Origin of the sequence: Virgisporangium aurantiacum (genome assembly GCF_016863635.1) — a bacterium.
GTDB classification, from domain to species: Bacteria; Actinomycetota; Actinomycetes; order Mycobacteriales; family Micromonosporaceae; genus Virgisporangium; species Virgisporangium aurantiacum.
On record NZ_BOPG01000017.1, the window covers coordinates 78,314 to 99,227 of the forward strand.

Consider the following 20,914-nt stretch of genomic DNA (forward strand, 5'->3'; position numbering starts at 1 on the left):
CAGCTCCGCAAAATCGCCCACAGAGATTTCACAAACGGCGTTGCCAGCATGCCCGCATGCGTATCCGGACACTGGCGGCGCTCGGCACGACGGCCGCCGCACTCACGATCGCGCTCGCGGCACCGGCTCTGGCCGACCCGGGCACCGACACGACCGAGCGGGGCGCCAAGGTCTGCGGCCGGCTGCCCCAGATCGAGGCCCGCGCCGACAAGGTGCTCACCCGCCTGCGGGGCGACGAGAACACCAAGGGCTCGGTCGCCTACACCAGGAAGCGGGCCGAGCACGCCCGCGCCAACGGCAACACCGACCTCGCCACCGCGCTCGACAGCCGCGCCAAGGCCCGCCAGGACCTGATCACCGTGCTGCAGAAGAAGCAGGAGGGCCTGCCGAAGGCCAAGCAGTGGTGCGCCGAACACGGCTTCACGGAATGAGAGTCGTCGTGGTCGTCCTGGTCGCGGCGGTCGCGCTCACCGGTTGTGGAAAACGCTTTCCCGACGACGTGGGCACGCCGCCTCCCGCGACGCCGACCAGCGTTCGGCCCGACCCGGCCGAGGTGCAGGAGATCGAGGACATCGTGAACGGCCTCGACGGCGTCGTAGGCTCAGCCGAAGCCGACACGGGGAACGACTGACGGAGGTGCGATGCCGTCCGGGACGGTGCTGATCGTCGACGACGACGCCGTGCTGCGCCGTTCCCTGGCGCGCGCCCTGCGACTGGCCGGGTTCACCACCGACGTCGCCGAGGGCGGCCGCGACGCGTTGGCCCGCATCGCCGCCGGACGGCCCGACGTCGTCGTCCTCGACGTCTCGATGCCCGACCTCAGCGGCACCGAGGTGTGCCGCCGGCTGCGCGCCGACGGCAACGAGGTACCGGTGGTGATGCTGTCGGCGCTCGACGAGGCCGACGACCGGATCAGCGGCCTGCAGGCGGGCGCCGACGACTATCTGGTCAAGCCGTTCGTCACCGCGGAACTGGAACTGCGGCTGAAGGCGTTGCTGCGTCGGCGTCCGCCGGCGACGGGCGTGCTCCGGGTCGGCGACCTCGTCGTGGACGCCGACACGCGCACCGCCCGTCGCAACGGCACCGAACTCGACCTGACCCGGCGCGAGTTCGACCTCCTGGAGGTGCTCGCCCGTAACCAGGGCGTGGTGCTCAGCCGCGACCGGCTGCTCGAACTGGTGTGGGGCTACGACTTCGACGTCGGCACCAACGCCGTCGACACGTTCGTCAGCTACCTGCGGCGCAAGACCGAGGCCGGCGGCGCGAGCCGGCTGATCCACACGGTGCGCGGCATCGGCTTCCTCATGCGGCCCCGATGAGGCTCGCCACCCGGTTCGCGCTCGCCTGCGCGGCCACCGTCGCGGTGCTGGTTCTGTTGGCGGGGCTGGGTTTCCTGCGCCTGGCGCGGTCCGACATCGTCGGCGAGCTCGACGCGCAACTGCGCACCCAGTCGCTGCGGGTGCGACCGCAGGCGGTGCGGGTGCTCAACAGGCCCGGTCCGCCGCAACGGCCGGAGAACGGCTTCAACGTGCCGGGCGGGATCGCCGTGTACGGCAACGGCGGATGGATGACCGTCGGCGACCACCCACCGGTCGACCGGCTCCCCACGAAGCGCACCGGCGTGCAGACGGTCGTCGGCGGCGGCCAGCGGTGGCGGGCGATCGCGGTCAACATCGCCTCGTCCGACGGCGTGGGCGGGCGGCTGTGGGTGTTCGCGCCGCCCGGCGAGCCGCAGCGTCAACTCGACCGGTTGCGGTTACGGGTCGGCGTGGTCACCGGGTTGGCGGTCGTGGTGGCCGGGCTCGTCGGGTGGCTCGTCGGCCGGGCCGCGACCCGTCCGCTGCGACGGCTGCAGAACCGATTGGCGGCACTGTCCGGGCGGCCGGCGCTGCGGGTCGGCGGCGACTCCGGCGTGCCCGAGATCGACGAGGTGGCCGCGGTCGTCGACAGCACCCTCGACCGCTACGACGCGCAGGTCGCGCTGACCACCCAGGCGCTGCAGGCGGCCCGGTCGTTCGCGGCCACCGCCGCGCACGAGCTGCGGACCCCGCTCGCCGGCATCGGCACGAATCTCGAGGTGTTGCACCGGCACGACGACATCGACCCGGCCGAGCGCGCCGAGATCCTCGGCGACCTGATCGCCGAGCACCGGCGCGCGGTCGGCCTGCTGGCGATGCTGCGGATCCTGGCGCAGGGCGAACTGGTGACGCCGGCGCAGTTCGAGCGCGTCGACCTCGCCGAACTGGTCGACGGCGCGGTCGACGCCGCCCGCCGCCGCCACCCCGACGCGACGTTCACCGCCACCGGCCCGGCCGCCCTCCCGGTGACCGGCTGGCCCGACGGCCTGCGCTGCGTCCTGGACAACCTGCTCGACAACGCCGCGGTGCACGGCGCCGACCGGGCCGGGAGGTCGACCGTGCGGGTCACGCTCGACGACGGCGTGACCCTCACGGTCGAGGACGGCGGCCCCGGCGTCCCGCCCGAGCTGCGGCCCGCGGTGTTCCAGCGGTTCACGAAGTCGCCCGGCAGCCCCGGTTCCGGGCTCGGGCTGACGCTCGTCGCGCAGCAGGTGTCGCTGCACGGCGGCACGATCGAGATCGGACCGCCGCCCGGCGGCCGGTTCACCGTCCGGCTGCTTCAGAGTCCGATGTAATCCGCCTGCGCCCGCATCTGGTGCTCGAAGAACGCGGCCTTGTCGCCGACCGCGTTCTCCAACTGGCCGAACAGCTCGAAGCTCACCGTGCCGAACAGCTGCACCCACGCGCCCATGCCCCGGCTCACGGCCGCGGGCGGCGCGGCGGGACAGAGCGCGGCGGTGATCTCGGCGAGGTTCCCGCCCACCGGGTCGGGCAGCGGCTGCCCGGCGTCGGCGTCGAACCGGCCGCGCAGCGCGGCGTCCTGCAGGATCCCGCCGAGGACGCGGACCGCGCGGGTCGCCGCCGGAACGGTGTCCTGCGGAGCCCGGTAACCGGGGACTGGGCTGCCGTAGATGAGCGCGTACTCGTGCGGCGCCGCCAGCGCCCAGTCGCGCACGGCGTGGCACGTGGCCATCCAGCGCGCGCTGAGCGCGTCCCACTCGAAGGCGCCCGACGCCGCGGCCCGTTCCGCGGCCTCGACCACGCCCCGGTCGGCCGCCTCCACCGCCGAGCCGAGCGAGTTGTAGGCGTCGAGGATCAGCGCGGTCAGCAGGTCGTCGCGGCTGGCGAAGTAGCGGTAGATCGCCGACGACACCACGCCGAGGTCGCGGGCGACCGCGCGCAGCGACAGGTTCGCGCCGTCGGTGGCCAGGTGACGCCGCGCGATCGTCTTGATCTCGTCGGTCGTCTGTGCACGGGCCCGGGCCCGGATTCCGCTCATGGCAGCCATGGTTGCACAGGTCAGCGCAAAGCGAGAGCACTGCTCTTGACAATTCTCCGGCAATGCGAGAGCGTTGTTCTCAACAGAGAGCAGTGCTCTCATTTGGCCGGAGAACACCGTGCAGGAGAACACCAAGGAGGACGCCATGCACGTCATCGTCGGAGCCGGGGTCATCGGATCCACCACCGCCGTCCAGCTCGCCGAGGCGGGCGAGAAGGTCCGGATCGTCACGCGCAGCGGGTCGGGCCCGGACCACCCGAACATCGAGCGGGTCTCGGCCGACGCCGGCGACGCGGCGGCGCTCAGCCGCCTCAGCGAGGGCGCCGTGGCGATCTACAACTGCGCCAACCCGCCGTACAACACCTGGCCGACCGACTGGCCGCCGCTCGCCGCGTCGATGCTGGCCGCGGCCGAGAGCAGCGGCGCCCCGCTGGTCATCACCGGCAACCTGTACGTCTACGGGCCGGTCGACCGGCCGATGACGCCGGACATGCCGCTCGCCGCGCCCACCGTCAAGGGCCGGGTGCGGGTGAAGCTGTGGGAGGACGCGCTGGCGGCTTACCGCGCCGGCCGGATCTCCGGCGTCACCGAGGTGCGCGCGTCCGACTTCATCAGCCCGAAGCACTCGGCGCTGGAGTTCGTCATCCCCGCGCTCAAGGCCGGCCGCACGGCCTGGTTGCCGGGCCCGCTCGACATGCCGCACACGTTCACCTACACCGGCGACGTCGCCCGCGCGCTGATCGCCCTCGGCCGCGACGAGCGCGCCTGGGGCCGGGCCTGGCACGTGCCGTCGACCGCGCCGGTCACCATGCGCGAACTGGTCCGCCGGACCGCGCGGGTCGGCGGCTTCGCGGAGCCGACGGTGCGCGGCATCCCGGGTCCGGTGATGTACGCGAGCGGCTGGTTCAACGCGTTCGCGAAGGAGATGCGCGAGATGAGCTACCAGTTCGACCGGCCGTTCATCCTCGACTCGTCGGAGACCGAGGCCGTGTTCGGCCTGCGTCCCACCGGTCTCGACGAGGCCCTGGCCGCGACGATCCGGGAACCCGTCGCCGCATGAGCGCCGGGAACAGCGCGACCGCGACCGCCCGGGATCAGGCGGTCGCGGCCGCGGCGCGGCTCAGCCAGTCCTCCGCCTGGGCGATCCGGTGGGGGCGCAGGCCCGCCGACCGGCTCTGGTCGAGCGCGATCCGCAACGTCGCCGCCGCTTCGGCCGGACGGCCGGCCATCAGCAGCGCCTGCCCGATCGCGAGCGTGCCGCTGGGGATCCACCGCGGATCGCCGTGCCGTTCCCGCAGTTCTAGCGAGATCCGCAGGTACCGCAGCGCCTCGTCGTACCGCTTCTCCTCGACGAGGTGGTAGAACCCGATGTGCCGGTGGATCTCCGATCGCGTGATGAGGTCGCCGTGCTCCTCGGCCAGCGGGAGCGCCTCGCGGAACAATCCGATGGCGCCGCGCGGGTCGCGTCGCAGCACCTGCCGCACCAGCCCGACACCGAACAGCGACGCCGCGACGCCGGCCCGGTCGTCGAGCCCGCGCCGCAGGTCGAGCGCCCGCTGGAACAATGCCTCCTCGGCGTCCGGGTCGGACTCGCGCACCTGACCGTCCACGATGGACTCGAGCGCCCGCCAGTGCATCAGCCAGCCGAGTTGGTGCAGCGCCGCGGCTTCGGCCGCCGGGCCCGGTGCGGCGCTCAGCGCGTCACCGAGAAGCTCTTCCGCGACGGAGAAGTCGCCCGTGCGGAACGCCGCCTCGGTCATCGCCTCGATGCCGCGATCCAGTGTCATGGATCCGCAGCGTATCGCGCTGGCGGCGGCACACCCGTGCCGCCGCCGCCCGATCGTTCAGGTCACGGTGCCCAGGGCGCCGCGATCTGCCACGTGCTGTCGTCGAGCCACGGTGCGGGGTTGCTGTACGCCGTACCGCCCGCGCCGTCGGTCATCCAGACCTCGGCACTGTAGTGACGCAGGAACGAGCCGCGGAAGTTCCACGACTCCAACGACACACCGCTGCCGGTGAGGCCGGTGCGGGCGCACCACGTCGCGTCGGCGCGGAGCAGTGCCGAGCCGTCGTTCACCGAGTTCTGCACCCGCGAGTTGGCGTGCCGGAGGAACTGGCCGGGGAAGTTCACCGACTCGAACGAGTAGCACGACGCGTCCGCGAGGCCCGGCCGCACGGTGTACGTCGCGTCGGCCTTGAGCGTCGCGGCGCTCGACGCGTTGACGACCTCCGTGTACGCGAGGCTGTTCATGTGCCGCAGGTACCGGTCGGTGTATCCGGGCGTCGTCACCTGGAACGAGACCCGGCCGTTCACCGGTAGCCCCACCGGCGACAGCGCCGGCAGGTTCCGGGACGCCGCGATCAGCGCCTGGTTCGCGGCCCGCACCCGGGCCTGGTCGAACTTCACGACCTGACGGTCGTAGGTCAGGAACCCGTTCAGCTCCCCTTCCAGGTCGGTGATCTCGGTGTAGATCGACGCGCTCAGTCCCTTGCCCACCATGAGGTTCCGGACGCCGTTCACGAGGCCGACGTACCGGTCGGTCATCGCCGTCGAGTTGGCCTGCCACTCGTACGCGAACCACTGGCCGTTCGGGCTGTACTGGTGCCCGGGCGTCTGCAGGCCGAGGCCGCCGTACTCACCGAGCACCGCGATGCGCGACGCCGACGGCAGCGGCGAGGCCGGCCCGAGGTACATGTGCCAGTCGTCGATGTCGCCGTTGCCGGGGTTGCCCAGCGACTGGCAGCAGTTGTATCCACTGTGGACGTTCACCAATCGCGAAGGGTCGAGGTTCTTCACCATCTGCCCGACGCGCTGGGTGTCGGCCAGCGCCCGCTCGCCCCAGCCCTCGTTGTAGGTCGTGTACGCGACCACCGCCGGCGAACCGCGGTGCTCGTTGACGATCTCGCGGGCCTCCGCCTCGAACTGCGCCTGCTGCGCGTCGGTGGCGTTGATGTCCTGCGCGGTGAACGACGGGATGTCCTGCCACACCAGGACTCCGAGCCGGTCGGCGTGGTAGAACCAGCGCTGCGGCTCCACCTTGATGTGCTTGCGCACCATGTTGAAGCCGAGATCCTTGTGCTTCTGCAGATCGAAGGCCAGCGCCGCGTCGGTGGGTGCGGTGTACAGGCCATCGGGCCAGTAGCCCTGGTCGAGCGTCCCGGTCTGGAACACGAACTGTCCATTGAGGAGCGGACGCAGCTTGCCGTTCACCATGCCGGTGGTGATCGTCCGCATCCCGAAGTAGTGCATGGTCTGGTCGGCCTGGGCCCCACCGGAGTTCCGGAGCGTCACGCGGAGGTTGTAGAGGAACGGGTCGTCGGGCGTCCAGCGGCGGGCGTTGGGAACCGGAACGGAGAACTCGGTGAAGCCACCGGTGGCCGCACCGACCACGGTGGACCCGTTGAGCGCCTCGGCGAGCACGGAGTGCCCGGTGACGTCCCCGCGCGTGAACACCCGTACCCGCAACGTGTTGTTCGACAGGTTCGGGTACAGGTCGACGCTGCTGATCGACGACGCCGGCGTCGGCTCCAGCCACACCGTCTGCCAGATGCCGGAGACCGCCGTGTAGAAGATGCCGCTGGGCGTCTTGGTCTGCTTGCCGATCAGCGGCAGCGTCCCGTTCTGGCGGCTGTCGGTGGGGTCGTAGACCTTGATGACGATCTCGTTGGTGCCACCGTTCAGCCGCGGCGTGACGTCGAAGCTGAACGCGTCGTAGCCGCCGGTGTGCGAGCCGACGCTCACCCCGTTGACGTACACGGTGGTCTGCCAGTCGACGGCGCCGAAGTTCAGCTGCACGCGCCGGCCCGCCCACGACGACGGCACGGTGAACGTCCGGCGGTAGAACAGGTAGTGACGATTGTCGTTGGGCGACCGCATCACGCCCGACAGCGCCGACTCGACGGCGAACGGCACGTTGATGCGCTCGGGGAGGGTGACGCCGAACTGCGGCGCGTCGTCGGTGGCCGACTGGCGCAGTTGCCACTCGCCGTTGAGGTTCTGCCAGTCGGGACGGGTCATCTGCGGACGCGGGTACTCGGGCAGCGGCGTGCCGTTGAGCGCCTGCGCCGTCCAGGGGGTGGTCAGCGGCGGGGTCTTGGCCGGCACGGCCTGCGCCGGCGCGGACGCGACGAGCGCACCGGCCGCCGAGACGGCGAGCAGCGCCACAGCGGCGAGGAGCGGCCGCCGCGAGAAGGCGAGGAGCGGTCGCCGCGAGAAAGCGAAGAGCGGTTGCCGCGGAAAGGCGCGGAGCGGCCGCCGCGGAAAGGCGCGGAGCGGCCGCCGCGGAAAGGCGCGGAGCGGCCGCCGCAACGCGGCTATGAGCCGCAACACGGCCACGAGCCGCAACGCGGATATGGGGGACATTTCGCCTCCGTGAGGGTAGGCGGTGGGCGGATACGGCGCCGAGGCGGGGCGAGAGAGCGTTTTCATAACGGCGCCGTCACGGCTCTTGTCGTCGTCGAAGCCGTGTGTTTAACGTTATAGAGCCCTCACGACGATCGAGTCAATAACCATCGATCGATGAATCAGCGCGCCCCCACACCCACCGGGAGCGCCGATCCCCCTCACCCGCCGCCCTGAGGAGTCCCTTTCATGACCCTTCGTACCCGCGTGCCCATCGGCACCCGCAAGACCGCCAGAAAAACCATCGCCACCGCGGCACTGCTCGTGCTGCTCGCCGGCTGCACCAAGAGCGAAGACGGCGACAAGCCCACCACGTCCGGCACTGAGGGTGCCCAGGTCGTCGCCAGCAGCTCCGCCGCGAGCGGCCCGAGCTGCACGCTGCAGCAGTACGGTGCCACCAAGCTCGACCTGAAGAACGCCGTCGTCGGCTTCTCCCAGTCGGAGAAGGAGGCCAACCCGTTCCGGATCGCCGAGACCGAGTCGATCAAGGCGGAGGCGGCCAAGCAGGGCGTCAAGCAGCTGCTGGTCACCAACGCGCAGTCGCAGCTCAGCAAGCAGATCGCCGACATTCAGGACATGCTCAACCAGGGCGCCCAGTTCCTGATCATCGCGCCGCTGAACTCCGACGGCCTGGAGCCGGCCCTGCAGGCCGCCGCCGCCAAGAAGGTCCCGGTGCTCACGATCGACCGGAAGATCAACTCGAAGAGCTGCAAGGACTACCTGGCGTTCCTCGGTTCGAACTTCGTCGAGCAGGGCAAGCGGGCCGCCGACGCCATGATCAAGGCGACCGGCGGCAACGGCAAGGTGGCGATTCTGCTTGGTTCGTCCGGAAATAACGTAACTACGGACCGTACCAACGGCTTCGTCGACCAGGTCAAGGCGAAGGCACCTGGTCTGCAGATCGTCGCCCAGCAGACCGGCGAGTTCGCCCGCGACAAGGGCCAGGCGGTCATGGAGCAGCTCATCTCCAGCAACCCCGACATCACCGCGGTCTACGCGGAGAACGACGAGATGGCGCTCGGCGCGGTCACCGCGCTGAAGGCCGCCGGCAAGAACCCCGGCAAGGACGTCAAGATCGTGTCGATCGACGGCACCAAGAACGCCGTGCAGGCCATCGTCGACGGCACCATCAACGCGGTGATCGAGTCGAACCCGCGGTTCGGCCCGCTCGCGTTCAAGACGGCGCTGGACTTCTACAACGGCACCTCGATCCCCGAGAACGTCATCATCGAGGACCGCGAGTACGACTCGACCAACGCACAGTCTTCGCTGAGCAGTGCCTACTAAAGCTGTTCTGGAGACCCACGAGGTCTCCAAGCGGTTCCCCGGCGTGCTGGCCCTCGACCGGGTCAGCATGTCGGTTCGCCCCGGCGAGGTGCACGCGCTCGTCGGGGAGAACGGCGCCGGCAAGTCGACGCTCATCAAGGTGCTCACCGGCGTCTACCGGGCCGACGGCGGCGAGGTCCGGTACCAGGGGGAGCCGGTCAGCTTCGGCCGGCCGCTCGACGCGCAGCAGGCCGGGATCTCGACCATCTACCAGGAGGTCAACCTCGTCCCGCTGATGAGCGTCGCCCGGAACCTGTTCCTGGGGCGGGAACCGCGCCGGTTCGGGCTCGTCGACGTCACGCGCATGAACCGCGAGGCCGACGCCGCGCTAAAGAAATACGGCATCGACGTCGACGTCACCCGACCCCTGCGCTCGATCAGCCTGGGGGCGCAGCAGATGGTCGCGCTGGCACGAGCTGTCGCGGTCCGATCAAAGGTTCTGATCATGGACGAGCCGACGTCCTCGCTGGAGCCGCGCGAGGTCGAGACGCTCTTCCGGGTGGTGCGCGAGCTCAGCACGCAGGGCATCGCGGTCGTGTACGTCAGCCACCGGCTCGACGAGTTGTACGCGCTCTGCGAACGGGTCACGGTGCTGCGCGACGGGCGCGTCGTGCACACCGGTGCGATGCAGGAGCTCGACCGGCTCACGCTGGTCTCGCACATGCTGGGCCGCGATCTGGTCCAGGTGAAACGCGAAGGGGTGACGGGGTTCGGCGATCACGGCGAAGCAGCGTCCACCGAGCCACTGTTGCAAGTGGACGGTCTGCGCAAGCGCCACGTTCTCGACGGTGTCTCGTTCGACGTGCGACCCGGCGAGGTCACCGGGTTGGGCGGGCTGCTCGGCTCGGGCCGGTCGGAGACCGCGAAGGCGATCGTCGGCGCCCTGCCGCTCGACGACGGATCGGTGACCGTCGGCGGGAAGCGGATGAAACGCCTCTCCCCCGCCGCGTCGCTGCGCGAGGGGATCGCGCTGCTGCCCGAGGACCGCAAGGCCGAGGGCATCATCCCCGACCTGTCGGTGCGCGAGAACATCGTACTGGCCGCGATGCCGCGGCTCGCCACGGCCGGCATCGTCACCCGCGGGAAGCAGGACCGGATCGTGAAGACCTTCATGGAACGGTTGCGCATCAAGGCTTCCAGCCCGGAGCAGCGGGTGGCCGAACTGAGCGGCGGCAACCAGCAGAAGGTGCTGCTGGCCCGGTGGCTGTGCCTGAACCCGCGGCTGCTGCTGCTCGACGAGCCCACCCGCGGCATCGACGTGGGCGCCAAGGCCGAGGTGCAGAAGCTCATCGACGAGCTGGCCCGCGACGGGCTGGCCGTCGTGCTCATCTCCTCCGATCTGGAGGAGCTGGTCGAGGGCGCCGACCGGGTGGTGGTGCTGCGCGCCGGCGCGGTCGTCGGCGAACTGATCGGCGACGACGTGAGCGAGCACGCGATCATGGCGACGATCGCCGCGGAGGCAACCCATGACTGACCTCGCGATCGATCCAAAGAAGGTCTCGCGCTACGTCCAGGACTACGGCGTCTACGGCGCGGTCGCGGTCCTGTTGATTTTCAACGCGTTCTTCACCGACAACTTCCTCCAGACGGCGAACCTGCGCACGCAACTCGTGCAGGTGGCCCCGGTCGTCATCGTCGCGCTCGGCATGGCGCTGGTGATCGGCAGCGAGGGTGTCGACCTGTCGGTCGGGTCGGTGATGGCGCTCGCCGCCGCGGTGATCCCGCTGTATCTCGGATTCGGGGTCTGGCCGGCGGTCCTGATGGCGCTCGTGGCCGGTGCGATGGCCGGGTTGTTGAACGGCTCACTGGTCGCGGTCGTCGGGTTGCAGCCGATCGTGGCGACGCTGGCATTGCTGGTCGCCGGGCGCGGGCTCGCGCTGGTGATCGCCGACGGGCAGCTCAAGCAGATCCGCAACGCCGATCTCCTTGCGCTGGGCGGGAACGAGGTCCTGGGGATCCCGCTCAACGCCGCGGTGGCCATCGTGCTCGCGGCGGTCGTCGGCCTGGTGGTGCACCGCACCACGTACGGGCGCCAGCTCGTCGCGATCGGCGGCAACCGGCCGGCGGCCCAGCTCGCCGGGCTGCCGGTGAAGCGCGTGCTGATCGTCACGTATGTCCTGTGTGGAGTGTTCGCGGCGCTGGCGGGCGTGCTCGCCACGGCGCGGCTCACCGCGAGCGACCCGTCGGCGATCGGCAACCTGATGGAGCTGTCGGCGATCACGGCCGTGGTGGTCGGCGGCACACCGTTGACCGGTGGCCGGATCCGGGTGCTGGGCACGGTGGCGGGCGCGCTACTGATGCAGTTGCTGCGGGCCACCCTCATCAAGCACGACCTCCCCGACTCCACCGCGCAACTGGTACAGGCCGTGGTGATCCTCGTGGCGGTGTACGTGGCGAGGCAACGGAGGACCCGGTGACAGCCGTGATGACCGCGGAAACCCAGCAGGTTCCGGAGAAACGCATCGCCCGGAGCGAGCGCGTCGCCGCGCTCGCGCAACGGCACGGTGCTCTCGCGGTCCTGTTGATCGCCATCGCGGTGGCGTCGCTCGTCTTCGATTCGTTCGCGACGTTCGACAACGTCACCGGGATCAGCATCCAGTCGTCGTTCCTCGTCGTGGTCGCGCTGGGGATGACGTTCGTGATCATCACCGGCGGCATCGACCTGTCGGTCGGTTCGGTGTTCGCGCTCGGCGGGGTGGTGGCCGCGTGGGCCAGCCAGTACGGGTTCGTGCCGGCGCTGCTCGCGCCGCTGCTGGTGTGCGGGGCGGTGGGGCTCGTCAACGGCCTGGTCATCGCGTACACCGGGCTGGCGCCGTTCATCGTGACGCTCGCCAGCCTGCTCGGCGCGCGCGGCCTGCTGCTCGCGATCACCGACGAGGGCGCGAAGACGTACCTGGTGCCCCGCGATTCCACCCTGCTCGACCTCGGCCGCGGGACGTTCCTCGGCTTCGGCTACCCGGTGTGGCTGGCGGTGCTGCTGTGCGTTCTCGGTGGCGTCCTGTTGCAGCGGACCCGGTACGGTCAGGGCGTGTACGCGATCGGCGGCAGCGAGGACGCGGCTGCTCTGATGGGCCTGCCGGTGGCCCGCATCAAGGTGCTCACGTACCTGTTGAGCGGTCTGCTCGCCGGGTTCGCCGGCGCGCTCAACGCGGCCCGGCTCGGGTCGGGCGTCACGATCCTCGGTGTCGGCATGGAGCTCGACGCGATCGCGGCGGTGGTCATCGGTGGCACCCTGTTGATCGGTGGTGCGGGTACCGTCAGCGGGACGCTGTGCGGGGTACTGCTGCTGGGCGTCATCCAAAATGTCATCAATCAGATCGGAAACCTCACCTCGTCGGTGCAGTCGGTGGTGAGCGGTGCGTTCCTGGTGGTCGTCGTGGTCACCCAGAGCTACCTGAGCCGGGTCCGGCGGCTGCGATGAGAGGGGCTCGTACGTGGGGGTCAGCCTGAAGGACATCGCCGAGCGGGCGGGTGTCTCGCTCGCGACGGTGTCCAACGTCGTCAACGGATACCGGCCGGTCGGGGAGGCGACGCGGTTGCGGGTGCAGCAGGCGATCGACGAACTCGGCTACTCCCCCAACCTGAGCGCCCGGCACCTGCGCAGCGGCCGCACGGGCATCGTGGTGCTGGCCATCCCGGAGCTGAACAACCCGTACTTCGCCGAGCTGGCCGGCGCCGCGATCCGGGAGGCGGCCGGCCTCGGCTACACGCTGGTCATGGAGGACACGGCGGGCGACCGCGACAAGGAGCTGATCCTGGCGACCGGGTCCCGCCTGCAGGTGATGGACGGGCTGATCTTCTCCCCGGTGAGCATCACCCGGGAGGAGGTCCTGGCCCGGTCCGTGTCGACGCCGCTGGTGCTGATCGGCGAGGGCGTCTACGACGTCCCGCACGACCACATCGCCATCGACAACATCGCGGCCAGCCACGCCGCCGTGCAGCACCTGGTCTCGCTGGACCGGCACCGCATCGCGTTCATCGGCTCCCAGCCGGGCGACCTGCGCCAGTCGGCGCACCTGCGGTTCCTCGGCTACCGCGAGGCGCTGGCCGCCGCCGGCCTGCCGTTCGAGGACGACCTCGTGGTGAGCACCGCCCAGTTCGGGCGCATGGACGGCCTGCGCGCCATGCGGTCGCTGCTCGACCTCCCGCGCCCGCCCGACGCGGTGTTCGCCTACAACGACCTGATCGCGATCGGGGCGCTGCGCGCGATCGGCGAGGCCGGCCGGCGCATCCCCGACGACATCGCGGTGATCGGCATCGACGACATCGAGGACGGCCGCTTCAGCACCCCGACGCTGACGACGGTCGCCCCCGACAAGGAGTACATCGGCCGGCTGGCGGTGCAGGCGCTGATCGCGCGCATCGAGGGCAAGCCGGTGAGCCCCCCGTACGACGTCCAGCCCCCGTTCCGCCTGATCACCCGCGAAAGCACGCTCGGCGGCCTCCGCCCCATACGTTAACGTTCACTTTCCGCGCGATCGTGGACCTCCCCGTGCACGGGGAGGTCCACGATCAGCCGGCCAGGTGGCCCCAGGCGCCCTGGAGGTCGTCCCAGGAGCCCTTCGCGGCCACCTTTCCGCCGATCAGCACCACCACCTGATCCGCCTGCACCAGCGCGGCCCGCTTCGACGTCGAGCCGACCACGGTGACCCCGCGCTCGCGCAGCGCCCGCCACAGCTCCAGCTCGGTCGTCACGTCCAGCGCGGACGAGACGTCGTCGGCGATCAGCAGCTCCGTGTGCGGGGCCAGCGCCCGGGCGAGCGCCAGCCGCTGCAACTGGCCGCCGCTCAGCCGGGTCCCCTTGTGGCCGATCACGAGGCCGAGCCCGCCGCCGGTGCCGGACAGGTCGTGGTCGAGCTGGGCCGTCGACACCGCGCCGTCCGGGTCGAGGTCGTACCCGAGCCGGATGTTGTCGGCGACCGTGCCGGACAGCACCCGCGGCAGCTGGGCCACGTAGCCGACCTGGTTGGGCCGCAGGAACACCTCGGGCTCGGTGACCGGCTCGTCGTTCCAGCGCAGCGCGCCGGTGTGGTGCACGATGCCGGCCATCGCCCGCAGCAGCGACGACTTGCCCGCGCCCACCGGACCGACCACCAGCACCAGGTTGCCGCGCTCGACGCTCAGGTCGATGTCGCGCACCCCGACCGTTCCGTCCTCGTGCACGGCGGTGAAGCCGGTGAGGTCGAGGCGCCGCAACGGGTTGCGCGGCGCGGTCGGCGGTGCCGGCGCGCTGCCGGTGGCCACGTCGACGCCGGGCACGCCCGCCGAGTACGCGGCCACGCCCGTCATCGCGACCGTGCGGTTCGTCCACACGCGCGCCGACGGCAGGTGCGCCACCAGCGACGCCGTGGTCCACGCGAACCAGTGCGCCGACCCCAGCGTCGACACCGCGACCAGCGCGGCCCCGGCACTCAGGTCGCCGCTCAGGTACATGTACCAGACGCCGATCGGCAGCAGGCCCGCCGCCAGCGCCGGCGTCGACCTGGCGAGCACCTGCAGCCGGATCTCCCGCCGCACGCGGGCGCTCCGGACCGTGTCGAGCCCGGCCAGGTGCCCCAGCACCGGATCGGTCGCACCGGACAGCTTCACCGTGCGCGCCGCCGACAGCGACGACACCAACGAGGTCGCGAACGCGGCCCGCGCCGTGACCGTGGCCTGCGCCGACTTCTCCAGCAACGGCGCGAACATCGTCGACGCCAGGCCCGACACCACCATCGTCCCGAGGAAGAACATCCCCGGCACGACGGAGCCGGACACCGCCGTCATCGCCGCCAGCACGAACATCGCGATGAACTGGTCGACCAGGTTGTCGGCCAGCTCCACCACCCGTTCGGTGTCACCGCCCTGCGCCACCACCTCGGCCGGCGTGTGCGAACTCACCCGCCGCGCGCCGGTCTGCCCGTGCACCAACCGCAGGCTGATCCGCAGCATCTGCCGGACCCACCACTCCGGGAACCACCGGTTGGTGAACCACGGCACCGGCATCGCCAGCAGCAGCGCCGCGACGATGCCGACCGCAGGCCAGAACGGCTGACCGTCGACCAGGTCGGCCCACAGCAGCGGCAGCAGCACACCGTCGAGCCCGAGGAACGTCATCGTCAGGAAGAACACCACCGACAGCAGCCCGTACCGCGGATCGTTTGTCATCAACCGGAAGAGCTCACGCAACGCGCCGGCTTTCGGTGGTCGCGGCAGTTCCGGCGGCGCGGCTCTGCCGGTCGGATTCGAGATGACGGCGTGAGGTTCCCCTCCGTTCACCGTCGCCACTGTGCTGGTGGCGCCCGCCTCCGCGGGCGCGGGCGTCGGGGCCTCTGAGGCGCCGTCTTCCCTCGTCGCTCCGGTCGCTTCGCTCCCTGCGCTCCTTAGTTCAGACGACGCCGGCCCCGACGCCATGTGGCTGGTGGCGAGCAGCCGGGCGAACCGGTCGGACTCGTGCAGCGGGCCCGCCTCGACCACCTCGCCGTCGGCGAGCATCACGACCTCGTCGCAGCTGCGCACCGACGACAACCGGTGGGCCACCACGATGCCGATGCGGCCCGTCAGCAACCGGGCCGTCGCCCGTTGGACGCGCCCCTCGGTGACCGGATCCATCCGCGCGGTCGCCTCGTCGAGGATCACCACGTGCGGGTCGCGCACGAGGATCCGCGCGAACGCCACCAGCTGCTCCTGCCCGGCCGACAGCACGTGACCGCCGTCGCCGAGCTTGGTGTTCAGCCCGTCGGGCAGGTCGCGGACCCATTCGCCGAGCCCGAGCTCGTCGAGCGCGCGCCCGGCCGGCCCGATGAGCGCGGGGTCGAACAGCGCGATGTTCTCGGCCAGCGTGCCGGCCAGGATCTCGGTGCGCTGCGGCACGATCGCGATCCACCGGCGCAGCCCGTCGAGGTCGAGGTCGAGCAGGTCGGTGCCGCCGAGGAACACGGTGCCGCGCGGCACGTCGACCGCGCGGGTGAGCACCTTCGCCAGCGTCGACTTGCCCGAGCCGGTGCGGCCGATGAGCGCATAGGAACGGCCCCGGGCGAACGTGAGGCTCACGTCGCGCAGGGCCGGTGGGCGGTCCGAATTGGTCGAGTACCGGAAGGTGAGGCCGCGTACGGAGAGGTCACCGTCGACCGGCGCGCGCCCGCCCGCGGGTTCCTGTTTCGCCTCCCGCAGCAGTTGGACGCGGTTCCACGCCCCGAGCGCGTACTGCAACTCCGGCACCATCCGGCTGACATGCTCGATCATCGACCCGAACGCCAGCACCAGCAGCCAGATGGCGGTGAGCCGCGCGGCGTCGATCCGCCCGGCGACCATGGCGACCACCCCGCCCACCACCACCGCGGCGATACCGGCCCGCATCACCGCGGCCGCCGACGAGGTGACCCTGGCCGACAGCAGCCACACCCGGCGCCCCCGGGTGAGGATCACCTGCGCCCGCCGCGAGAACAACCGCAGGACGTAGGGACGGGCGAGGCTGGTGCGCACGTCGTCCTGGCCGTGGATCGACTCCTCCATCACCGCCGCGAGGTCGGACCACGCCTCCTCCTCACCCATCCGGGCGGGCGTGATGCGGGCGGTGGGCTTGCGCAGCGCCACCCCCAGCACCGTGGTGACGAGGAGCATCCCGAGCCCGGCCGGCCACCACACCACGAACGCGGTGACGACCGAGGCGAGCCCGGTGGCGGCGGCCTGCACGATGCGCACGCCCGGCCCGCGCAGGCTGCCGGCGACCTGGTTGACGTCGCCGTCCATCCGGTCGAGCAGCTCACCGACCGGCGTGCCCTCCAATGTGGGCAGATCCTGCCCGAACGCGACGCGGGCCAACCGCCGACGCACGTCGGCCGCCCAGTCGGCCGTGAGGCCGGCGGTGATCAGACCCCGCGCCAGGTCGGTGCCCACCGCCACCACGAGCACGACCGCGAGCAGCACGAACAGCACCCGGGACCGGTCGAGCAGCACCGGACCGGCGAACGCCGCCGCGAGCGAGTCGCTGATGGCACCGAGCACGATGAGGACGCCCACCACCGCCGTACGGCGAGGCGAGGTGACCCACAGGTCGCGTAACAGGCGCATGGCAGAAGTACCCCGAGAAGTTGGCTGAGCCTCCAGGCTGTCCGGGTACCCGCCGCGTTTCAAACGATTTACGGGCCGAGGACCACCGCGGTGAGCATCCGGGTGAGCCAGACCTCGTACGCGTCACCCGTCCACCCGCGGACGGCGGTGCACAGCCGGTACACCTCCGGCGCGGTGAGCACCCAGCACGCCTCGGCGGCCGCCACCGGATCGACACCCGCACCCAACCGGCCGGCGGACTCGACGTGCCGCACGAACGCCGTCACACCCACGAGCCGCTCCGCCTCGGTCTCCCCGATGATCGCGGCGGCCTCCGCCCCACCCGCCGAGAGGGCGGCCACGATCACTCCGACCCGCTCGGAGATCCGGCGCGCCAGCCGGGCGTAGCCGGCCACCGTCACCGCCGGATCGGTCGCGCCGAGCAGGTCCCGCACCTCCGGCCGGTCGGCCATCGGCACCGGCTCGTCGTCACCCGCCAGAGTGACGTCGTACAACGTCTTCACCAGCTCGCGCTTGCCCCCGAACGCCTTGTAGACGGTCTCCTGCGACACCGACGCCCGCTCGGCCACCGCCCGCACGGTCAGTCCCGCGTACCCGGAGAGCGCGAGTTCCGCGCGGCAGGCGTCGAGGATCGCCGCCCGCCGGGCACGCGCCCGCTCCCGACGCAACGAGCTGTCGTACACGCGACGCGGCTTCGCGGTTCCCGGTGGCACCCGCCCACGCTACAGTATATTCGTTACTGATCTTCCGTATCGAATATGGAGCCCCCGTGACCGCCTACCTCCTCACCCTCACCGTCCTGGCCGTCTACGTGGCCGGCGTGTCGCTGATGACCAGCCAGGTCACCTACCCGCTCTACGCCGCGGTGCCGGCCGGCTCCTTCGTCGAGTACCACCGCCGCTACAACCGCCGCATCCCGCTGGTCATCATCGCGCCCGGCTTCGCCTACTTCCTGGCGTGCGCGACCCTGCCGCTGGTCGGCGCCGATCACCTCCCCCGGTGGGCGGCCGGCCTGGTCGCCCTCGGCGGCCTGACGGCGCTGATCGCCACCGTCACCGCCGCCATCCCGTCGCACGTACGCCTGCAACGCGACGGGTTCCAGCCCGGCACCTACCGCACCCTGCGCCGCGCCGACCTGATCCGCACCGCCGCCTGCCTCCTGAGCGCGGCAGTGCTGGTCGCCTACCTACCGGAGATCGCCGGATGAGGCGAACCGGCGGCGGGCCGGGTGGTCGGCGCAGCCGCGTCGGGTCGCGGCGTTCGTGCGGTCCACGAACGTCCGTCCACATCGGACACACCGCTTCACGCGATGCCACCCGCCGGCCACGGCGACGACCGCGAGCGCCGCCGCGGCCGCGCCGACCGGATCGGTGACGGCGATGCGCCAGCGCCCGTCGAGCGGCTCGACGCGCAGCCGCGCGCCGGCCAGCAACCGGTTCAGCCGGCGGGCCGCGGCGCGTTCGTCCGGGAGTACCGCCACCACGTCGGCGAAAGCCGTTGCCAGCAAAGTTTCCGCGTCGCGCAGCGCGGGGTCAAGGATCCGGTACGGCGGCACCACCCCGCGCCACAGCCCATCAGTCATCCTCGATCAGGACGCCCATCGACCGGGCGGTGCCGGCCACCTGCCGCATCGCCGCGTCGACGTCGTCGGTGTTCAGGTCGGGCAGCTTGCGCTCGGCCACCTCGCGCAACTGCGCCCGGGACATCTTCGCGACCACCTGCGAACCCGGCCGAGGCGAGCCCGACGACAGGCCGAGCACCCGGCGGATCAGGTAGGCGGTCGGCGGGGTCTTGTACCGCAGCGCGTACGAGCGGTCCTCGAACACGGTGACGACCACCGGCACGATCTCGCCGCGCTGACCGGCCGTCGCGGCGTCGTAGTCGAGTTTCACCTGACGCGTGTTGACGCCCGTCGGGCCGAGCATCTTTCCGAGGTCGACCATCGCGGCGTTGCCCGCGTCGAGTTCCAGCGTCAGCTCACGGGACTTCTTCGGAGGTGCCATGCGGGCGACGCTAGGAACTCCAGCTACTGGAGGGTCAACCGCACGGCCGCCGCGGCCTCGACCACCATCGCGCCGAGGTCGCCGAGATCGGCCGTGCCGGCGAGGAACACGACCGCGACCGCGCCGGCGACGGAGTTGTCGCCGCGCACGACCGGCGCCGCCACCGATTCCAGGCCCGGGATCACCTCGCCGCGCGAGGTCGCGTAGCCACGGGACCGGGCCAGCGCCACCTCCGGCCGCTCCCCCGCCCGCGGCCGCGCACCCGCCAGCAGCGCCAGCCCGGGCGCGCCCCGGTCGACGGGGTGCCGGCTGCCCGGCCGGTACGCCACGTGCGCCGGCCCGTGCGGCGGTTCGACGCTGGCGACCGTCACCGCGTCGTCGCCGTCGCGCACCGCGAGGAACGCGGTGACCCGCGCCCGCTCGGCGAGCCGGGTGAGTTCGGGCATCGCGGCGGCCTGTACCGGCCGGCGGACGCTCGCCGCTAGCACCGCCAGGCCGATCCCCGGTTCGTAGCGGCCGTCGGTGGTGCGCCGCACCAGCCGGTGGTCCTCCAGCGTGCGCACCAGCCGGTACGCGACCGATCGGTGCAGGTCGACACCGGCGGCGAGCACCGCCAGATCGACCGGACCGCCCGCGTCGGTGATCGCGGTGAGCAGCCGCAGCCCGCGGTCGAGCGTCTGCGAGTGCGGGGTCGCCTGCTCCTTGCGCGGTCGCGCCACGGTGCGCCCCCTTGTCGCACCGTGACGGCGCGCATATAGTCCGGTCACCTCTACGAGAAATACTTTTTCGAATATAGAAACGGGAGATCGCCGTGGTCAAGCCGTTCGCCTCGTCGGCCGATCTCGACGAGAAGGCCGAGACCCTCGAGGTGATCGGCGACGGCGTCTACGCGCTCACCGCGGAGGGCGACCCGAACGTCGGCGCGGTCGAGGGCGAGGACTTCCTCGTCGCGTTCGAGGCCCGCGCCACGCCCGTGATGGCGACGCGCTGGCTCGACCGGTTGCGCGAGCACACCACGAAACCCGTGCGGTTCCTCGTGTTGAGTCACTACCACGCGGTGCGCGTGCTGGGCGCGGCCGCGTTCGGTGCCGGCAACATCGTGACGCACGAGCAGGCGCGGAGACTCATCGCCGAGCGCGGCATGGAGGACTGGGCGTCGGAACGGGGACGGATGCCCCGCCTGTTCACCGGCGAGGAGTCGATTCCCGGGCTCACCTGGCCCACGGTCACGTTCTCCGACCGCCTCGCGATCGACCTCGGCGGCTCCCGCGGCGAACTGGTCCTGCAGTACTGCGGGCGCGGGCACACGGCCGGCGACATCGTCGCGTGGCTGCCCGGGCAGCGCATCCTGTTCGCCGGCGACCTCGTCGAGGCGCAGGCCGCCCTGTACACCGGCGACGCGTTCCACGTCGACTGGTCATCGTCCACATTGGACCGGGTCGCGGCGCTCGGCGCGGAGACGCTCGTCGGCGGGCGCGGCGCCGTCGCGCGTGGGCGCGGGGCGGTGGACGCGGCGATCGCGCAGACCCGGTCGTTCCTCACCGTGATGGTCGACCGCACCCGGGAGGTGCACGCGCGCGGCGGCACACCACGCGAGGCGTTCGCGTCGGTGCACGGCGCCCTCGCGCCGACGTTCGGCAAATGGCCGATCTTCGAACACTGCCTGCCGTTCAACGTGCAAAGGCTATGGGACGAGCTGAGCGGCGTGGACTGGCCTCGGATCTGGACGGCGGAGCGGGACCGTGAGGTCTGGGCCGCGATGCAGGGCTGACCC

20 protein-coding genes are annotated in these 20,914 nt (G+C 71.4%); 12 read left to right on the plus strand and 8 right to left on the minus strand.

The features are described from left to right. Nucleotides 1–56 precede the first annotated feature (56 nt). Genes Vau01_RS14320 through Vau01_RS14335 form a run of 4 tightly spaced genes read left to right on the plus strand, consistent with a single transcriptional unit; the run spans nt 57 to nt 2,653 of the window. Nucleotides 57–431 carry a hypothetical protein gene (locus Vau01_RS14320; protein WP_203992079.1) on the plus strand — a complete coding sequence of 125 codons (375 nt, stop codon included), beginning with the start codon at nt 57–59 and terminating at the stop codon, nt 429–431. After that, nucleotides 428–631: a hypothetical protein gene (locus tag Vau01_RS14325; protein WP_203992081.1), complete on the plus strand. Its 204-nt coding sequence runs from the start codon at nt 428–430 to the stop codon at nt 629–631. The genes Vau01_RS14320 and Vau01_RS14325 overlap by 4 nt, the downstream gene beginning before the upstream one ends. 10 nt (nt 632–641) lie before the next feature. Next, the gene (locus Vau01_RS14330) at nt 642–1,319 is read left to right on the plus strand and encodes a response regulator transcription factor (RefSeq protein WP_203992084.1); all 678 of its coding nucleotides are present in this window, start codon (nt 642–644) and stop codon (nt 1,317–1,319) included. Then, complete coding sequence (locus tag Vau01_RS14335; RefSeq protein WP_203992086.1) at nt 1,316–2,653, plus strand: sensor histidine kinase; 1,338 nt, start codon at nt 1,316–1,318, stop codon at nt 2,651–2,653. Before Vau01_RS14330 ends, Vau01_RS14335 begins: the two co-directional genes overlap by 4 nt. Here Vau01_RS14335 and Vau01_RS14340 read toward each other — a convergent pair. Continuing rightward, nucleotides 2,638–3,357, minus strand: a complete 720-nt coding sequence (locus Vau01_RS14340) for a TetR/AcrR family transcriptional regulator (RefSeq protein WP_373320240.1) — start codon at nt 3,355–3,357, stop codon at nt 2,638–2,640. The genes Vau01_RS14335 and Vau01_RS14340 overlap by 16 nt on opposite strands. Nucleotides 3,358–3,502: 145 nt before the next feature. Here Vau01_RS14340 and Vau01_RS14345 point away from each other — a divergent pair, with 145 nt between their 5' ends. Continuing rightward, entirely contained in the window at nt 3,503–4,417 is a 915-nt protein-coding gene (locus tag Vau01_RS14345) for an NAD-dependent epimerase/dehydratase family protein (protein ID WP_203992287.1), read from the plus strand. Nucleotides 4,418–4,451: 34 nt separating this feature from the next. Here the strand turns inward: Vau01_RS14345 and Vau01_RS14350 are convergent, their stop codons facing one another. Both Vau01_RS14350 and Vau01_RS14355 read right to left on the minus strand, forming a co-directional pair. Then, entirely contained in the window at nt 4,452–5,144 is a 693-nt protein-coding gene (locus Vau01_RS14350) for a tetratricopeptide repeat protein (protein WP_203992090.1), read from the minus strand. A 62-nt stretch (nt 5,145–5,206) separates the two neighbouring features. Next, entirely contained in the window at nt 5,207–7,720 is a 2,514-nt protein-coding gene (locus Vau01_RS14355; RefSeq protein WP_203992092.1) for an AbfB domain-containing protein, read from the minus strand. Between the two features lie 228 nt (nt 7,721–7,948). On the opposite strand from Vau01_RS14355, the gene Vau01_RS14360 reads away from it, so the two are divergent. The 5 genes from Vau01_RS14360 to Vau01_RS14380 are packed head-to-tail and all read left to right on the plus strand — an operon-like array spanning nt 7,949 to nt 13,545. After that, the gene (locus tag Vau01_RS14360; RefSeq protein WP_203992094.1) at nt 7,949–9,046 is read left to right on the plus strand and encodes an ABC transporter substrate-binding protein; all 1,098 of its coding nucleotides are present in this window, start codon (nt 7,949–7,951) and stop codon (nt 9,044–9,046) included. Further along, complete coding sequence (locus Vau01_RS14365) at nt 9,036–10,559, plus strand: sugar ABC transporter ATP-binding protein (RefSeq protein ID WP_239151577.1); 1,524 nt, start codon at nt 9,036–9,038, stop codon at nt 10,557–10,559. The genes Vau01_RS14360 and Vau01_RS14365 overlap by 11 nt, the downstream gene beginning before the upstream one ends. Beyond that, nucleotides 10,552–11,502: an ABC transporter permease gene (locus Vau01_RS14370; protein WP_203992097.1), complete on the plus strand. Its 951-nt coding sequence runs from the start codon at nt 10,552–10,554 to the stop codon at nt 11,500–11,502. Before Vau01_RS14365 ends, Vau01_RS14370 begins: the two co-directional genes overlap by 8 nt. Further along, complete coding sequence (locus tag Vau01_RS14375) at nt 11,499–12,506, plus strand: ABC transporter permease (RefSeq protein WP_239151578.1); 1,008 nt, start codon at nt 11,499–11,501, stop codon at nt 12,504–12,506. Before Vau01_RS14370 ends, Vau01_RS14375 begins: the two co-directional genes overlap by 4 nt. A 13-nt stretch (nt 12,507–12,519) precedes the next feature. After that, nucleotides 12,520–13,545 (plus strand): LacI family DNA-binding transcriptional regulator, encoded by a 1,026-nt coding sequence (locus Vau01_RS14380; RefSeq protein ID WP_203992100.1) that lies wholly within the window; start codon nt 12,520–12,522, stop codon nt 13,543–13,545. A gap of 52 nt (nt 13,546–13,597) precedes the next feature. On the opposite strand, the gene Vau01_RS14385 is transcribed toward Vau01_RS14380, so the two are convergent. Together Vau01_RS14385 and Vau01_RS14390 are read right to left on the minus strand one after the other, a co-directional pair. Beyond that, the gene (locus Vau01_RS14385; protein ID WP_203992103.1) at nt 13,598–17,137 is read right to left on the minus strand and encodes an ATP-binding cassette domain-containing protein; all 3,540 of its coding nucleotides are present in this window, start codon (nt 17,135–17,137) and stop codon (nt 13,598–13,600) included. Between the two features lie 68 nt (nt 17,138–17,205). Beyond that, nucleotides 17,206–17,850, minus strand: coding sequence for a TetR/AcrR family transcriptional regulator (locus Vau01_RS14390; RefSeq protein ID WP_203992106.1), 645 nt, complete (start codon nt 17,848–17,850; stop codon nt 17,206–17,208). Nucleotides 17,851–17,906: 56 nt separating this feature from the next. Here Vau01_RS14390 and Vau01_RS14395 point away from each other — a divergent pair, with 56 nt between their 5' ends. Continuing rightward, on the plus strand, nt 17,907–18,344 hold the full coding sequence (locus Vau01_RS14395; protein WP_203992109.1) for a hypothetical protein: 438 nt from the start codon (nt 17,907–17,909) through the stop codon (nt 18,342–18,344). On the opposite strand, the gene Vau01_RS14400 is transcribed toward Vau01_RS14395, so the two are convergent. From Vau01_RS14400 to Vau01_RS14410, 3 genes are read right to left on the minus strand one after another with little or no spacing between them, the layout of a single operon-like run. Continuing rightward, complete coding sequence (locus Vau01_RS14400; protein WP_203992112.1) at nt 18,324–18,719, minus strand: hypothetical protein; 396 nt, start codon at nt 18,717–18,719, stop codon at nt 18,324–18,326. The genes Vau01_RS14395 and Vau01_RS14400 overlap by 21 nt on opposite strands. Further along, nucleotides 18,712–19,140, minus strand: a complete 429-nt coding sequence (locus Vau01_RS14405) for an uL11 family ribosomal protein (RefSeq protein ID WP_203992115.1) — start codon at nt 19,138–19,140, stop codon at nt 18,712–18,714. The genes Vau01_RS14400 and Vau01_RS14405 overlap by 8 nt, the downstream gene beginning before the upstream one ends. A 23-nt stretch (nt 19,141–19,163) precedes the next feature. Then, the gene (locus Vau01_RS14410) at nt 19,164–19,859 is read right to left on the minus strand and encodes an IclR family transcriptional regulator (RefSeq protein ID WP_203992118.1); all 696 of its coding nucleotides are present in this window, start codon (nt 19,857–19,859) and stop codon (nt 19,164–19,166) included. A 92-nt stretch (nt 19,860–19,951) separates the two neighbouring features. Here Vau01_RS14410 and Vau01_RS14415 point away from each other — a divergent pair, with 92 nt between their 5' ends. After that, on the plus strand, nt 19,952–20,911 hold the full coding sequence (locus Vau01_RS14415; RefSeq protein WP_203992121.1) for an MBL fold metallo-hydrolase: 960 nt from the start codon (nt 19,952–19,954) through the stop codon (nt 20,909–20,911). Nucleotides 20,912–20,914 lie beyond the last annotated feature (3 nt).

What these genes read in the sequence shown, in the direction of transcription:
- Vau01_RS14320 (WP_203992079.1), top strand. Translation starts at nt 57, where the DNA reads ATGCGTATCCGGACACTGGCGGCGCTCGGCACGACGGCCGCCGCACTC.
- Vau01_RS14325 (WP_203992081.1), top strand. Translation starts at nt 428, where the DNA reads ATGAGAGTCGTCGTGGTCGTCCTGGTCGCGGCGGTCGCGCTCACCGGT.
- Vau01_RS14330 (WP_203992084.1), top strand. Translation starts at nt 642, where the DNA reads ATGCCGTCCGGGACGGTGCTGATCGTCGACGACGACGCCGTGCTGCGC.
- Vau01_RS14335 (WP_203992086.1), top strand. Translation starts at nt 1,316, where the DNA reads ATGAGGCTCGCCACCCGGTTCGCGCTCGCCTGCGCGGCCACCGTCGCG.
- Vau01_RS14340 (WP_373320240.1), bottom strand. Translation starts at nt 3,357, where the DNA reads ATGAGCGGAATCCGGGCCCGGGCCCGTGCACAGACGACCGACGAGATC.
- Vau01_RS14345 (WP_203992287.1), top strand. Translation starts at nt 3,503, where the DNA reads ATGCACGTCATCGTCGGAGCCGGGGTCATCGGATCCACCACCGCCGTC.
- Vau01_RS14350 (WP_203992090.1), bottom strand. Translation starts at nt 5,144, where the DNA reads ATGACACTGGATCGCGGCATCGAGGCGATGACCGAGGCGGCGTTCCGC.
- Vau01_RS14355 (WP_203992092.1), bottom strand. Translation starts at nt 7,720, where the DNA reads ATGTCCCCCATATCCGCGTTGCGGCTCGTGGCCGTGTTGCGGCTCATA.
- Vau01_RS14360 (WP_203992094.1), top strand. Translation starts at nt 7,949, where the DNA reads ATGACCCTTCGTACCCGCGTGCCCATCGGCACCCGCAAGACCGCCAGA.
- Vau01_RS14370 (WP_203992097.1), top strand. Translation starts at nt 10,552, where the DNA reads ATGACTGACCTCGCGATCGATCCAAAGAAGGTCTCGCGCTACGTCCAG.
- Vau01_RS14385 (WP_203992103.1), bottom strand. Translation starts at nt 17,137, where the DNA reads ATGCGCCTGTTACGCGACCTGTGGGTCACCTCGCCTCGCCGTACGGCG.
- Vau01_RS14400 (WP_203992112.1), bottom strand. Translation starts at nt 18,719, where the DNA reads ATGACTGATGGGCTGTGGCGCGGGGTGGTGCCGCCGTACCGGATCCTT.
- Vau01_RS14405 (WP_203992115.1), bottom strand. Translation starts at nt 19,140, where the DNA reads ATGGCACCTCCGAAGAAGTCCCGTGAGCTGACGCTGGAACTCGACGCG.